General features: G+C 63.8%; 14 protein-coding genes. 8 read left to right on the forward strand and 6 right to left on the reverse strand.

Annotated elements, in window-relative coordinates; genetic code table 11:
- Positions 1 to 3: 3 nt before the first annotated feature.
- Together mca and ONR57_RS17170 are read left to right on the forward strand one after the other, a co-directional pair.
- Entirely contained in the window at positions 4 to 906 is a 903-nt protein-coding gene (gene mca, locus ONR57_RS17165; protein WP_265124747.1) for a mycothiol conjugate amidase Mca, read from the forward strand.
- Positions 903 to 1,190, forward strand: a complete 288-nt coding sequence (locus ONR57_RS17170; protein ID WP_265124748.1) for a hypothetical protein — start codon at positions 903 to 905, stop codon at positions 1,188 to 1,190. The genes mca and ONR57_RS17170 overlap by 4 nt, the downstream gene beginning before the upstream one ends.
- A gap of 18 nt (positions 1,191 to 1,208) precedes the next feature.
- Here the strand turns inward: ONR57_RS17170 and ONR57_RS17175 are convergent, their stop codons facing one another.
- From ONR57_RS17175 to ONR57_RS17185, 3 genes are all read right to left on the reverse strand, one after another.
- The gene (locus ONR57_RS17175) at positions 1,209 to 1,808 is read right to left on the reverse strand and encodes a hypothetical protein (RefSeq protein ID WP_265124749.1); all 600 of its coding nucleotides are present in this window, start codon (positions 1,806 to 1,808) and stop codon (positions 1,209 to 1,211) included.
- A 143-nt stretch (positions 1,809 to 1,951) separates the two neighbouring features.
- A complete protein-coding gene (locus ONR57_RS17180; protein WP_265124750.1) occupies positions 1,952 to 3,343 on the reverse strand; it encodes an FAD-binding oxidoreductase in 1,392 nt (463 codons plus the stop codon).
- The gene (locus tag ONR57_RS17185; protein ID WP_265124751.1) at positions 3,249 to 6,605 is read right to left on the reverse strand and encodes an AAA family ATPase; all 3,357 of its coding nucleotides are present in this window, start codon (positions 6,603 to 6,605) and stop codon (positions 3,249 to 3,251) included. Before ONR57_RS17185 ends, ONR57_RS17180 begins: the two co-directional genes overlap by 95 nt.
- 457 nt (positions 6,606 to 7,062) lie before the next feature.
- On the opposite strand from ONR57_RS17185, the gene ONR57_RS17190 reads away from it, so the two are divergent.
- A complete protein-coding gene (locus ONR57_RS17190) occupies positions 7,063 to 7,230 on the forward strand; it encodes a hypothetical protein (protein ID WP_265124752.1) in 168 nt (55 codons plus the stop codon).
- Here the strand turns inward: ONR57_RS17190 and ONR57_RS17195 are convergent.
- Positions 7,227 to 7,493 carry a hypothetical protein gene (locus ONR57_RS17195; protein ID WP_265124753.1) on the reverse strand — a complete coding sequence of 89 codons (267 nt, stop codon included), beginning with the start codon at positions 7,491 to 7,493 and terminating at the stop codon, positions 7,227 to 7,229. The two genes, ONR57_RS17190 and ONR57_RS17195, sit on opposite strands and share 4 nt — an antisense overlap.
- Before the next feature lie 390 nt (positions 7,494 to 7,883).
- On the opposite strand from ONR57_RS17195, the gene ONR57_RS17200 reads away from it, so the two are divergent.
- Complete coding sequence (locus ONR57_RS17200; RefSeq protein ID WP_265124754.1) at positions 7,884 to 8,627, forward strand: alpha/beta fold hydrolase; 744 nt, start codon at positions 7,884 to 7,886, stop codon at positions 8,625 to 8,627.
- A 116-nt stretch (positions 8,628 to 8,743) separates the two neighbouring features.
- Here ONR57_RS17200 and ONR57_RS17205 read toward each other — a convergent pair whose 3' ends face one another.
- Positions 8,744 to 9,439 (reverse strand): class I SAM-dependent methyltransferase, encoded by a 696-nt coding sequence (locus tag ONR57_RS17205; RefSeq protein WP_308198705.1) that lies wholly within the window; start codon positions 9,437 to 9,439, stop codon positions 8,744 to 8,746.
- 37 nt (positions 9,440 to 9,476) lie between these two features.
- On the opposite strand from ONR57_RS17205, the gene ONR57_RS17210 reads away from it, so the two are divergent.
- From ONR57_RS17210 to ONR57_RS17215, 3 genes are all read left to right on the forward strand, one after another.
- Entirely contained in the window at positions 9,477 to 10,697 is a 1,221-nt protein-coding gene (locus ONR57_RS17210) for a transposase (protein WP_265124755.1), read from the forward strand.
- Positions 10,698 to 10,718: 21 nt separating this feature from the next.
- The gene (locus ONR57_RS23530) at positions 10,719 to 10,949 is read left to right on the forward strand and encodes an HAD-IA family hydrolase (RefSeq protein ID WP_374116481.1); all 231 of its coding nucleotides are present in this window, start codon (positions 10,719 to 10,721) and stop codon (positions 10,947 to 10,949) included.
- A gap of 99 nt (positions 10,950 to 11,048) precedes the next feature.
- Positions 11,049 to 11,639, forward strand: coding sequence for a DUF1349 domain-containing protein (locus tag ONR57_RS17215; RefSeq protein ID WP_265124756.1), 591 nt, complete (start codon positions 11,049 to 11,051; stop codon positions 11,637 to 11,639).
- A 205-nt stretch (positions 11,640 to 11,844) separates the two neighbouring features.
- Here the strand turns inward: ONR57_RS17215 and ONR57_RS17220 are convergent, their stop codons facing one another.
- On the reverse strand, positions 11,845 to 12,870 hold the full coding sequence (locus tag ONR57_RS17220) for an alpha/beta fold hydrolase (protein ID WP_265124757.1): 1,026 nt from the start codon (positions 12,868 to 12,870) through the stop codon (positions 11,845 to 11,847).
- A gap of 225 nt (positions 12,871 to 13,095) precedes the next feature.
- Between ONR57_RS17220 and ONR57_RS17225 the strand changes: the two genes are divergently transcribed.
- Positions 13,096 to 14,139, forward strand: a complete 1,044-nt coding sequence (locus ONR57_RS17225; protein ID WP_265124758.1) for a hypothetical protein — start codon at positions 13,096 to 13,098, stop codon at positions 14,137 to 14,139.
- Positions 14,140 to 14,143: the final 4 nt, after the last annotated feature.

Below are 14,143 nucleotides of genomic sequence, written 5' to 3' on the forward strand. Positions count from 1 at the left end.
AACGTGGGCGGATTTCGGCTCATGGCGGTTCATGCTCACCCCGATGACGAGTCGAGCAAGGGTGCGGCAACCATGGCCCGCTACGCCAAAGAGGGCCACGACGTGATGGTCGTTTCGCTCACTGGGGGTGAGCGGGGAGACATTCTCAACCCAGCCATGGATACGCCAGGTGTGCACGAACGCATCACGGATGTTCGCAAGGAAGAGATGGCCCGCGCCGCCGAGATCCTCGGCGTGCAGCACCGCTGGCTCGGATTTGTCGACTCAGGCTTGCCTGAAGGGGACCCGTTGCCGCCGCTGCCGGACGACGCATTTGCTCTGGTCCCGCTAGATGTCGCCACCGAGGCGCTCGTCAAGGTAGTGCGCGAGTTCCGGCCGCACGTCATGATCACGTACGACGAAAACGGCGGATATCCCCACCCCGATCACATCATGTGCCACAAGGTCTCGATGGAGGCATGGGAAGCGGCAGGCGATCCCGCGCAGTTCCCCGACGCTGGCACGCCGTGGGCCCCACAGAAGATCTATTACGTGCACGGCTTCCTGCGCGACCGCATCCTCCTCTTCAATGAGGACTTCGAATCACGCGGAGAGCTGAGCCCATTCGCAGAATGGCTGCAACACTGGAAGCCCCGCCAGGGTGACATTATGGGACGCGTGACGACGCAGATCACCTGCGGTGAGTTCTTCCCCGTCCGGGACGAGGCACTGCGCGCGCACGCCACTCAAGTCGACCCGAACGGTCCTTTCTTCCTCGCGCCGCTAGAGATGCAGCAACGCCTCTGGCCAACCGAAGAATTCGAACTCGCAGCCACGCGGGTAAAGACGGCCATCCCGGAAACAGACCTGTTTGCCGGGCTCGCGCTCGATGGCGAGCACACTGCTAAGGAGAACGAGCGACCGTGACCACGCAGCTTTCCGGTCTCCTCACCCTCAGCGCGACGGACTTGGTCCTCGCGCAAGACGCGGTGGTCCCGACAGGACCGGAGTTCGGTAAAGCCTCACCAGTGGCGGCCGTGATCGTCCTCGCGCTCATGATCGCGCTCTTCCTGCTCATTCGCTCAATGAACAAGCACCTGCGCAAACTCCCTGAAACGTTCGAGCCGGAGCACCCCGAACCCGATCAGGCCGCCGATGAAGGTACCGACCGCGGGGCGGTTCAGGCCGACCAGTCCGGGCAAAGTTCGTAGCTCAGGGGAGTGCCTTGCTCACGGTGCTGGCAGTGGGCAGTCGGCCGGGTCAGGGCCATCGACCGGCACAGTCAGGGGACCTTCTTCGGGTGCGCCGAGGAACGTGGCGATCACGACGGTCTCCGAATCACTGCTCGGGTTATAGGCAGAATGCACATTCTCGCCGCCAATGTCTACAAGCGCCTGGCCTGACGTGTACGTACGGTCGACACAGTCCTCGGCCAGCCGATAGACGAAGTCTCCCTCAGCGATAGTGATGAAAACGGGGCCGGGGTGGGTGTGCCAAGGGAACACAGCGCCCGGCTGAATAGTGATTTCCGCGACCGCGATGTGGGAGGCATCTGCCAAGTCGGCCTCGACCGTGTCTAAGCCCTCGAAGCCCAGGCGAATCTGCGCGGCCACCTCATCGGTGAACGCCGCGCGCGGAGTGAGCAACTCCATCGAGATCGGGTCGCCAGCGTTGTGCGCCTCGTGATCGTTCTCCTGCGGGGCGGCAGCCGCGTCGTTCGCGGCCGTTCCGCACGCCACGAGTGTTGCGCCTATCAAGGGCAGCGCCGCGACTGCGGCCAATGGCCGAAGGATGCTGCTGCCCGGGTGAATGCGGTGTGAGAACGGCATGGTACGACTCCTCGTCTTGTGAATGGTTGTGGCTGTCAGGGGGTTCAGTCGCGTGATTGCCACACAACATGTGGCCCGCCGACAGTAATGACAGTGTTCAGCCGAGGTCGTTCGCGCAGCGTTCGGCGGCTTGTCAGCCGCGATCAACGCGCGGGCGGAATGTTCGGGTTGATGTGAAAGAAGTTGTCGGGGTCGTACATCGCCTTCACATCGGCCAAACGTGCGAAATGAGCACCGTATGTGGCGCGCACCCGGTCGTGCCCTTCGTCCATCATGAAGTTCACATACGCGCCACCTGCCGATGTGGGATGCAGCGCTTCCCAGTAGCGAATTGCCCACTCACGGATAAGGTCGGCATTCGCAGGTGCGGGATCAACTCCGGCGATCACGCCATTCCAGTTTGCATGCCGGTAAGCGAAAGCGGTGTCGTCCGCGGCGACGTCGTGGACGGCGCCATCAACCGGGTAGAGGTGCATCGTGGAGTGCAGTGTGGGAACTTCCGCGTACTGTTCGTGCGCGGCAATCGCATCGTCGGTGATCTGTGTGAAGAAGTCGCCCCGCCAATACCATTGCAGGCCAGGAGGGTACAGGCCATCGAAGGCCGATTGCAGCGCTGGGAAAGGCAGTTCCCCGATACCGTCAAGAAGTGGTGCGCCGAGCTGTCGCACCGGTGCGAGTATGTCCTCCGCGCGACTGGTTTCACCGGTGTAGATCCACAGCGCACCGCAGACCCGGTGACCGTGCAACTGGGCGGGGAACTGCTCTGCTGGCGGCACTGCCCCCACGAGGAAGAACCCGTTCAGTTCACGCGGGGCGTACGGCAAGAACTCGCGGTACCAGCGCAGGACTTCGCCTGTCCGAGATACATCGTAGAAGACGGGGCCCGCGATCACATTGCGGACGGGATGGCAACGGAAGCGGAACGACGTGACGACTCCGAAGTTTCCGCAGCCGCCGCGCAATGCCCAGAAGAGGTCCGGGTGGGTTTCCGCGTCCGCGGTGACGAACGTGCCGTCCGCGAGCACCACGTCCGCAGCTTCGAGATTGTCGATGGTGAGGCCGTATGCACGACTCAGGTGACCGCTTCCGCCGCCGAGCGCCAGTCCGCCAACCCCGGTGGTCGAGACGATTCCCGAAGGAACCGCGAGTCCGAATTCGTGGGTGGCGTGGTCCACCGCGCCCCACGTGCAGCCACCTTCGACCTGGGCCGTGCCGGCCGAAGGGTCGACTCGCACGCCCCGCATCAGACTCAGATCGATGACGAGGCCGCCGTCGCAGGTACCGAGGCCAGCCCCGCTGTGGCCGCCGCATCGGATAGCGGTGCGAACATCGTGCTCGTGGGCAACGCGGACACACGTCACGACGTCAGCAATGTCCACACATTTCGCGATGGCGCCGGGGTATCGGTCTATTCCTCCGTTGTGAACCGCGCGTGCGACGTCATAACTCGAAGTACCTGGCGTGATCAACGCACCTCGCAGCGCCGAACCCAGCGCTTTGAGGGCATGGGCTGGCAGCACTGTTCCCGTCTGCATGTGTCCGCTCCTTCTCTGCTAGGGCCGCACTGTGAGCCTGCGGCGCCAGGCGTTCGGTGAGCGTTCGGGATGACCGCGCAGATATCGTGGCAGGCATGTCGGTCAGCCCAGCGTGGTGAGGACAGCATCCGCAGCAGTCAGGTCCTCGCGATTGCAGCCCGCAGCCGCGGGCGCGGACGGTCCTTAGCATTCCGCGAGCGTTGTCCTGTCGGCTCGTGCCGATCCACCGAACAGCGAGGTCTGTGGCCGCGCGCAGTTCGAGCGAGACAGCCCCCTGTTTGCGGGCAATGGCGCATGCACGTTCAAGCAGGCGCATGGCGGCATCGTGATCGCGGGTAGCGGCAGTCAGTCGGCACACCTCGGCAAGCCACCAAAGGTCCCCGTGCTCCACTGCTAGCTCGTACGCTTCGGTGAGCACTCGCGACGCTTCTTGAGCCCGCCCGCTTGCAACGAGTACCTCGCTCAACAGCGTCAGCCAGAAAGGCATGCGTGTTCCCGCGCGAGCCGAGTTGAGCCGGTCGAGGCCCTCCCGGATGAGGGATTCGCCTGCTGCGCCTCCAGCCGCGCGCCCCTCGAGAATCCGCCCCCACTCCCCGTAGTAGGCGAAGTCGTAGCGAGCGCACAGCTGCCGCACTGCCGCAGCGCCCCGGACGGCACCGGCGACGTCACCCAGCAGCTGACTCGTGATGGCAGCATATGCGTGCGCAATAGTGCGGCTGAAGGGGTGATCGAATGCCTCGGCTAAATCGAGAGCAACCATCGCGCTCGATTTCGCACGGGCGGCGTATCCAGCCAGCCACAGCGCATGCGCTTTGAACGCAGTGCCCATGACGCGAACGGGAAAGCCGAGCGGACTCAGTTCGGTGACGTCGGCCTGCTCCTCGATGTGCTCGAAATGCTCAAGCGCACGCGGGATCTCACCGAGACTGGTGAGTGCCCACGTCCTCGCCAGCGACACCTGACCCATGTGCTCGGGATGCCCGGCGACGCGCTCGGCGACTTCACTCGTGAGGGCAGCGCATTGATAAATGTTGCCACGTACAAACAAGTACGCGCCCAGGGCCGATTGACTGCGAACCATAGCGCCGTCATCGCCGAGGCCCCTGGATATCTCAACCATCCGCGCGAGCGAACCGCCAAGCTGGCGCGCTGCATATCCTTTCAGCGCAATCAAGGATGGCAACATGCCATCGCGAAGGTCCAGCTCGAGGCGATCGCGAGCAGCTCCAGGTGGAATGTCCACTAGCAGAGCCAGTGCACGCTCGTAGTGGGCCACGGCATCGTCGTGTGCGAAAACCGCGCTTGCGGCGCGCGCGGCGCGAGCGTGGTAGTCGACAGCACGCCCCGCTTGGCCGCCGCGTTCGTACTGATCAGCGATCCAAGCCGCCGTGCGATCGAGGTCATTGCGATAGAGCCTTTCCATCGCAGCAGCGATCCGCCGGTGAATGAGGCGCTTGTGCGGGGCGGTGAGCTGGCTGTAGGCGGCGTCCCGCAGCAGGTCATGCGAGAAGTCGTACGTGTTGGACGAGTGCTCCCGTAAGAGGCGTCGTCGCCACATTTGGTCGACGGCAGCGACAACGACGTTGTCGTCAACACCCGCCGCTGCACCAAGGAGTTCGAGTGAGAAGTTCCGGCCCACCGCGGCGGCGAGCCCCACAAGTTCGTCCGCCGGCGGCGTGAGTTGTGCAAGCCTCCCGGCGAGGATCGCGTCAATTCGCGACCAGCCAGTTGAGCCGCCACGCAACGACTCGACCACGAACAACGGGAATCCGCCCGTTTGGCTGTGCAAGCGGTGCCCCAAGCGTTCATCCTGTGCGCCTGCACCGAGCGCAACTGCGAGCTCGCGGACCTCCTCGGCAGTGAGCGGAGCCAGTTCGAGGTCGTGCAGCAAACCAGCTGCACGAAGACGCCTGCAGCACATCGCTGCTGCGACGTTGTGGTCGAGTTCCTCACTGCGCAACGTCGCGACCACCAGCAGTGGCGCCTGTGGGTCAAGGTGCAGCAGTAGCTCCAGCCAATCCAGCGTCTGCGCGTCGCACCAGTGCACATCGTCGAGGACCAGCAGCACAGGGCTGTGAGACGCGAGGACCGCCCGAGCGAGACCTTCGAGAAAATGGCCGCGCTGCCAAGGGTAAGCAGCGGGGAGGGCATGCGACCCTGCTTCGTCCGGAAGTAGTTCGGGGGCAAGGCGCGCCACCTCGTTGCGCCACACCAGGTCGAGCCCATTGATCGCAGGCCGAAGCGCCGGAGCGCGCAGCCACTCGGCAACGGGCGCCAGCGCCAGGCTCGCCCGTGACGCGAAGCAGCGCGCTTTTGCGACAATTGCACCGCCACGTTCGAGAGTGTCCGCGAACTCCGCTGCTACCCGGGTTTTGCCGACTCCCGCCTCACCCGCGACCACAACGATCCGCGGTCCGGAAGCTGCACGGCCCCATTGTGAGTGCAGGACTTTCAGTGCGTCGCCTCTGCCCACAAGAGGTGCGGGTTGCCGAAGCGCCGAGCCAGCGTCAGTCAGCTTCACCTGGTGCGGTCGTAGATCCTCATACATTCGCAGCGTCGCGTCGCTGGGCTCAACTCCAAGTTCACGCTCCAGCAAGGAAGTACACACGTGGAACGTGTGCAGAGCCGCAGCGCGATTTCCAAGACGTGCATGCAGCCGCATGAGGGTGCGGTACCCAGATTCTTCCAGCGGTTCGAGCTCGATTCGCCGCTGAGCATGATGCATCGCTGTGGGTACGTCATCCTGCTTTTCAGCTGAAACGATGAGCTGATCAACTAGCGTCACGCAGGACCGGCGCAGTCGCTCACGCTGCTCAAGCACCCAGTTGTCGTAGAAGCCGGGCAGCAGCTCGCCGCGGTAGGTGCGCACAGCTCGCTCCGCGGCCGTTGTGAACGCGCTGTCGTTTCCGCGACGGGCTGCCTCCTCTGCGGACAACATCGCGTGCTGAAAGTCCAGGACATCCGCCACACAGGGAGCGTCGTCGCGCCATGTGACCGTGTTGTCGTCAAGTTCGAGGCAACCGTCGGCGCCAGGAATGGCGGCTCGAAGCTGGTGGATTTCGCGGCGCAAGTTGGTGCGAGCCTGCGCTTCCGTGGAGTTCGGCCAAAACACGCCTGCCATGTGCCGCCGAAGTTGCGGCGCCCCGGCATGCAAGATCAAGTATGAGAGGATGCCGAGGGCGCGTGTAGAGCGACCCAGCTCGAGCGTCTTGCCGTCAGCCGTAACGCGCTGTTCGCCGAGGAGCTGAACAACCAGCATCATCGCCTCCGGAGCGCGACCAGATTGCCGAACGCGTGGGGCCGCCGGCACATCCTTCGCGTGCCAGTTTAGTCCCAATGGCAGGGGCTTTTGCGGGGCGCGAACGATCGGAAGCGTTTGCCCCGCGAGGCTGTTGTTACCCCGCACAGCTTCGCCGGCAACACGGCAACTGGGGCCCAAGAACATCGACCTGCCCGCCACCGCCGCGATCAACCTGCCAAGACAGGCGAGCAGGGGACCGAAACGCAAGCCGCTGAACACCCGCTGGACTCAAACACCTTGACAAGTTCCGGACCGGTACCGCGGACTCCAGGTCCGCCCGCTACCGCCGATGGGAGCGGCAGGCCCGCGCCGTTGACCCCCGGGTGGCGGACCCAGCGTCACGCTGCACGAGTACGAGCTTTCTCAGCGCAACACCGCAGGGGCGGCCGGGCTGGCGGCGACGCAGATTCTCATGTGGGTGCCGATGGTCTATCTCGGCGGTGCCTCGCTCGTTCTGCTCGACCCCGGCGCCGACCCTCACCACCTCGCCTTTGCGAGGTTCTCCCTGGTCGCGGCAGCAGTGCTGATCGGCAGCTCGATACCCCACATGTTCATCGCGTGGAGCCGCCCCGACCCCGACGGCTAGCAACCCGAGTTGACGAGTGTGTTGTACGCGCGTTCATAGTTGCTCGCGGCCTGCCGAGTGAGGACGTCATTAGGCCCGTACTTGTCGTAAGTCGTGACGAACGTTTTCGCCGTGTAGTCGTAGTCGCTCCACACCTTGGCGCAGTACCTGGCGTGGTCACGTTCCATGGGCGCCGCTTGCGCCGCCCCAGCGCCGAGGCCAGCGAGTGCGCCCGCCAGCGCGATGGCTGTAATGGTCTTGCTGATTGAGGACCGAACCTTCATCTGTGTTCCTTTCGGAGGAGTGAGCGTGATTGTTCCCACTTGCCTCATACAGACGACGGCGCGAAAAAAGGACGCACCCGTACGCGCGAAGGTGATTGTCGAATGAACCACGTGGGGCGAAGTGGAGATCGTCGACGCCGGAAAGGCCGAATTGGCCATCGACCATTTACGGCGCCCTTCGACCTACCCGCGCGGTCCGACGATTCGATCGAGGATCTATGGAGACACGTTGTGACGTCCGGTGACTGCTACCGAGTTCCCCTGTAAGCACGCTGTATCTCGGTAAGTCCATCGGGCTTTTCAGCTTCGAAGTGCGGTTTTCGATCTTTGACTGCGCGGCAGATGCAGCGGACCCTTGGGGTAAGGGTCTGCTGTCGAGAGGTGAAGACGATGCCTGACCTCTTCATCGAAGAATGGGGCGAGGGTGTACCGGTGGTGCTGGTCCACGGTTCGCTGGCGACGGGGAGGGATGAATGGCAGGCGCAGCAAACGCTCGCGGACGAGGGGTATCGCCTTCTGGTCCTCGATCGTCGTGGCTATGGAAACAGCCCGGCGGCCGTTGGCGAGGACTTTGTGCGTGACGCTGAGGATATCGCGGATGTGCTCGGTGACGGCGCACATGTGGTGGCCCATTCTTATGGTGGACTCGGTGCCATGTTCGCGGCGGCGCAGCGGCAAGAAGCCATCCTGTCACTCGCCCTCCTTGAGCCTCCTGCGTTCACGATGACCGCCGACAACGATGCCGCTCGTCTTGTGGAGCGTGTTCGCAGCATCTGGGAGGACGATGTCAGCGACATCGTGTGGCTAGAGCGGTTTCTGGAGTCGGTGGGTACTGAACCTGAGGACTTGCCCCCGCATGTCCTCACGGAGACAGCACGGATGGTGCCGCTAGCTCGTAACTGCCGCCCCCCGTGGGACCGCGAGCCGCCCGTTGCGGAACTGGCCGATGCACCCTTTCCCAGACTCGTGGTATCGGGTGGACACAGTCGGGGATTCGACGCGATTTGTGATGAGCTAGCCGACAAGATCAAGGCGAGAAGGGCGGTCGTCGCAGGCGCGGGGCACGAGATCCAGTTCGCAGGGGCGCCGATTAATGCTGAGCTGCTGAATCTCTGGGAAAGCGCGGAGCATTGAGGGTGGGGGTGCTGAAGACCAGCCTGTTAGTCGGCGGGTAGCCCCCGTGCCTGCAGGGGATGTCGACTGTCGCGGAACGGTTCGTGCCGACAAGATCAGCCGTCAGCGATCGCTTCTCACCCCGGATGGTCGTAGATGAGTGTGTACCGCCAGAACAGGCACCGCCGGATCGTTGCCGTGGGCAGTTCACGCCGGGCTACAGTTCGAATCGTGGCCAAAGTGTCGCGCGGCTCAACGGCGTGCGCGTTCATGTGGTCCGGGACGGATTTCGCTGGCCGGGGATGCTTGATGAGGCCGATTACCGGATTAGCCAGAGAGGAGAGGACGCTGACAAGGGCATCGACCGGTGTCGAGTCTTGGTAGCACCCGACGATGATGAGTCTCCCTCCCGGGGCGAGGCTCTCTCGCAATTCCCGCAATGCCCACTCCAGCGGCATGTGATGCAGGACTGCAACCGCCGTGATTGCGGGCCACTTATGGGACTGCCGTCCAGCGAAACGAGTATCAAGAATCGTCACCGAAGGGTCCGATTTGAAGCGGGCCTTCGCGATCTGCCCGGATCGCCGGTCCGGCTCCATCCCTACAGTGCGCTCAACGCAAAACCGGAGATGCGACAGCAAGTTTCCAGTCCAGCAGCCGATATCGAGAACCTCCCGTGCGCGGATCTCTGCGACTCTTGCACCTACCCACCGGATGTGACGGTCATTATGGCTCCAGGGGTGGCGTCTGTTGAATCGGTCGAGAGCCGCCGCGATCAAAACCTTGGTAGCGCGCCGGACCTCCGGTTTTAGCTGTGGGGGTGAGTGCATCATCTCGCTCTTGTCGGACCCTGATGGTAGGACTTGTGTCGTGTTTACTGGCCGCAAATGCCGCCTGGACCTGACCCCGGAGCAGCTCGCTCGGTGTGAGGAGTTCGGGCGTGGGTGCGCTGCGGTGTGGAACACCGGCCTGGAGCAGCGCCGCGCGTACCGGCACCGTGGTGCGTGGATTAACTACCACGAGCAGGCGGCGCAGCTGGCCGGGGCGAAGGCTGAGCATCTGTGGCTGAAGGCAGTGCCCGGTCACATTTTGCAGCAGACGTTGATGGATTTGGATAAGGCGTGCCGCACGCATGGGACGTGGCGGGTGAACTGGCGTGCGCAGCGTAGGTGGGTGCCGTCGTTCCGGTTTCCCGAGGGCGCGAAAATGAAGGTCGAGCAGTTGAATGGCCGCCATGCGCGGGTGAAGCTGCCGAAGCTGGGGTGGGTGCGGTTCCGGTTATCGCGTCCGCTTGGCGGTTCTATCCGGTCGGCCACTGTCTCGCGTGACGGGAACCGGTGGATGATCTCGTTCCTGATCAACGACGGCCAGACCACACCCGAACATCATGTGCGGCCAAACACTGCGGTGGGGCTTGACCGCGGGGTGGTAGCGGCGGTCGCATGCTCAGACGGGGTGGTGATCGACCGGGCCTGCACCACCAGAGGTGAGCGGCAGCGCTATCGCCGGTTGCAGCAGCAGCTGGCACGGCAACGCAGAGGCTCGAACAGCCGGCGCAAAACCATCACGTCTATGCGGGCGCTTATGCAGCGTGAGCGGGATCGCCGCCGGGACTTTTGCGCGCAAACCGCGAACTATCTCGCCACCGAGAATTCGGTCGTGGTGATGGAGGACCTTAAGACCCGCAACATGACCCGGTCCGCGAAGGGCACGGTCGAACAGCCCGGCCGGAACGTTCGGCAGAAGGCCGGGCTCAATAAGGCAATTCTCGCCAAAGGGTGGGGCCAGCTGCTGCTGGCGCTGGAAAGCAAGGCCCGCTACACCGGGTCGACGATTGTGAAGGTCCCGGCGGCGTACACGTCGCAAAAGTGTTCAGCGTGTGGGGAGGTGGACCCGGCATCGCGTGAGAGCCAAGCACGATTCCGGTGCCGCCACTGCCCTGCGCCAGCGTTGAACGCTGATGTGAACGCCGCACGAAAGATTCTGGCCGCCGGACTGGCGGTCACAGCCTGTGGAGACCTCGACATCAGTCGGTCTGTGAAGCAGGAACCAGCAGGAAACCGTGAGGAATTACTGCTCCAACCCGTCTAAGCCAGACCGGGCTGGAATCCCCTGCCTACAGGCACGGGGAGGACCGTCAATGGGTGTTCAACAGTTCGGTTTCGGTCAGCGAAACCGGATCACTCAAACTATCTTGAGGTTGCCGCCCACCTTGGAGTGGCACCAGCGCACTGCATCGTCGTGGACGACAGCACAGTGAACGTAGCGGCAGCCGACGCTTTGGGGATGCGGACGCACCAATACATCAGCCCAGCGGCACTGAGAACCTTTCTTGCCGCTTGACCTAGGAGAAACGCATTTGACGGGTTACAGTACGCCGCCGGCCGATGAACAGATCGTCGAGGCTTTCAAGGTGAACGCGAACGATCGTGACGCGTCCGCATGACCCGCCCACGAGCGTCCACCCAATGGTCCGACGGCGTCTGGACCCACCCACCCGTCGCGGCCAGGGAGCGAGGGACCGATCTCCAGGTCACTGCGGTCGAGGGCAGCGACGCCTGGCGCACCACGTCCTACGGTTTCGTCCATGAGAGCGAGCATGCACTGCTGGCCCCATTCGAGCAGGACAGTGCCGTCGAAGTCGAGTTCACAGCCGCGTTCTCCCAGCAGTTCGACCAGGCGGGTGTCTTCGTCCGTGTCGACGCGGCGCGCTGGGTGAAAGCCGGGGTCGAGTTCGCCGACGGACTCCCACAGCTCGGGGCAGTCGTCACCGACGGCGCGTCCGACTGGTCTGTTGCCCCGGTGCCCGACTGGCTCGGACGCAGGGTGCTGATCCGCGTCAGCCGCTCCGGCGACGCGCTCACTGTCCGCGCGTCCGTCGACGGCGGCGAGCTCCAGCTGGTCCGCCTCGTCCCCTTTGCACCCGGCCTCGTCGCTCACGCGGGGCCGTTCGTCTGCGCCCCTACCCGCTCTGGGCTGACGGTCGCTTTCCACGCCTGGAGGACCGGCCCGGCCGACGCCGCGCTGCACTGATGCGCGGACGCGCTGGCCGGGGGCGGTGCTCGCGTGCTGACTCATCAGGCTGTAGATCGCTTGGCGGGCATTCGCGTGCCGCGTTCGATGCGATCGATCCGCCGGTCCGGGCAACGGTCGCTGATGTCGCCGTTTTGATGGGGCTGGTGTGGCACTCGTCGTGACGGCCTTATGGGGCGTCGAGCATCGCGATGTCAGCCGCGTATCAGCTCGATGAGCATGCCGGTACTTTGTCTCGCAGAATCGCGGCGAACTGATGGGGAGCTGCGAACTCGACCAAGTGCCCCGCGCCGGGAACAGGCACAAGGTCGACGCTGGGGGCATCGAGCGCCGGAAGTAGCGCCTCGACAGCGCTTAAGGGATTGACGAGGTCGCTACGGCCATGAACGAGCAAGACCGGCAAATCGAACGGCCCCGACAGGTCCGGGTCGAGTAGCTCCGCGTACAGCGTCTCGCGGGCAGCAGCCATACTCGTCCCGATCGCGCGGATATCGCTCATCGTGTAGTCGGGGGTGTACATGAGCGCGGGCAGCATCAGGTCGTGCACCATGTCAGGCACATCGGGGGTGGCGGCGATGGCAAGCTTGCTGACCTGTTCCGCTTGTTTAGCGGTCCACTCGGCGGGGTCGGGGCCAAGCGCATCCAGCGCCGCGATCTGTCGACTCTTCCCTTGCTCTTCGAACGCAGCGCGGACCTGACGCCAGGATGCAGCCCTGCTGCCGAGTCCCACCTGATTCGCACCGACGTAGTGTTCGAACCGTCGCGGTGCCGAACGCGCCATCCGCATCGCTATCACTGTTCCCACCGAACTGCCCATCAGGATGATCGGGCGCTCGAACTGGCCTGCCAGCCAATCAGCTAGCTCGAGCCCGTCGTTCGCCAACCGGTCGACGGACAAGTAGGGGTCACCGCCGTTGCGAACGAAGGTCTGCCCGGCGCCGCGCTGGTCCCATTGCACGACGGTGACGATCTGTTCCCATTGCGACAGGATTGGATTGAACGGTACGTAGGGGGAGGCCGGGCCTCCGTGTATGACGAGAAGCAGTGGGTTACCGCGGTGGTGGCCACGGATCGTGACGAACTGCTCGACCCCGCCGAGTCGCACCCATTCACGCCTGTTCACACCGCCATCCGGGATCGATGCGAGCGCGTGTGCATTCCTGCGCCTTTGAGCGGGACGGCGCAGCATCGCGACCATTGGGCCGAACAACCGGGTCATGGTGGTACTCATCGTCGATCTCCATCCGTCGACCAGCAGGACAGGTGCTGCTGAAGCGGTGCTGCGGTGTGCTGTGCGTTCACCCGAGGTAGTGCTTTCCTGGGCGATGTGCGACTCGGGAACGCCTTCGCGATCGACCCTAGACTTGATCGTGGGATACCGGCATCACCCGTGAGGGTGAGAACGAAGACACCTGTGGGGGATGTTGATTGCCCAGGAAACGCTGACGATTGGTCTATGCCGAAATCGTTGCATCTGACCCTGCCCGTGTTGGCCGGTCTCGCCTTGGCTGTCTCAGCTATTGGTGCGGAGTTGTCCGGTAATCCAAATCCCCTGGCCAACGAGGCCGACACGTTCGGCCGTTCGATGCTGCCGATGCCCGGTGTTGTGGTGACGATTTGGTGCATCATCGCTGCACTGGGGCTTCTCGTGGGGGCATTCGCGATGGTCGGGCGGCCGCGCAGGAACGTGCGCGTTATTTGCGCCGCAGCGTTTGTCACTGCGGCGCTGCTGCTTGACCACAGCATTTTGATCGTTCTCGGGTACCTGCCGTACGCGGTGGTTCTCGCCGTAAGGGGAGAAGTCCACGAGCTTGAGATACTGCTGTCGTTCTCACTGTTGCTGCAGATCCTGATCGTGGCTGGATGCATCGGATTGCTCCTTGCATTGCGTACGTACGGGCTTCGTCGTCTCGAGGCGCCGCGCGACACCCAGCATGAGAGACAGCTAGCAGCGAGTCGCGCGCGTCGCTACGCGCTCATCGCGATTGCGGCGCCATTGGCGTATGCCGCTACTCGAGTTCTCATGGCCGTCGGGGCGCCCGGATTCCGGCATCCCGAGTTCACCGCAGAAGTCACCTCGGCTGGTGTCGGGCTGGCTGGCGCGTCGATTATTGGGGCGGTACTCACACTCGGTTTGTTTCAGCACTGGGGCGAGCGCTTTCCGCGCTGGGTTCCACGGATCGGCGGGAGGAGTGTCCCGATCAATTTGGCCGTCATCCCCGCGCTCGTCGTTGCTGGGCTGGTGATGGCCGCGTCTCGGACCATCCTCCTGCAGATTCTTTTCGATGAAAGCAACGCGATCGCCGATGTTTCCGCGGTCCCCCTTGTTGGGCTGCCGCATCTTTTGTGGCCGGTGTGGTCGATAGCCCTAGCGATCGCGGCGCTGGCTTACCGTCGCAGGCGTCTGGCCGGTGGTTTATGGTGCGGACACCGCGACGGGATAGCCGATCCAGAGCCGGTAGCAGCCGGACACGGCGATCAATCCCAATCTCGCGAGTGAAGTA

It is taken from the genome of Hoyosella sp. YIM 151337 (assembly GCF_026041215.1).
Taxonomy (GTDB): Bacteria; Actinomycetota; Actinomycetes; order Mycobacteriales; family Mycobacteriaceae; genus Hoyosella.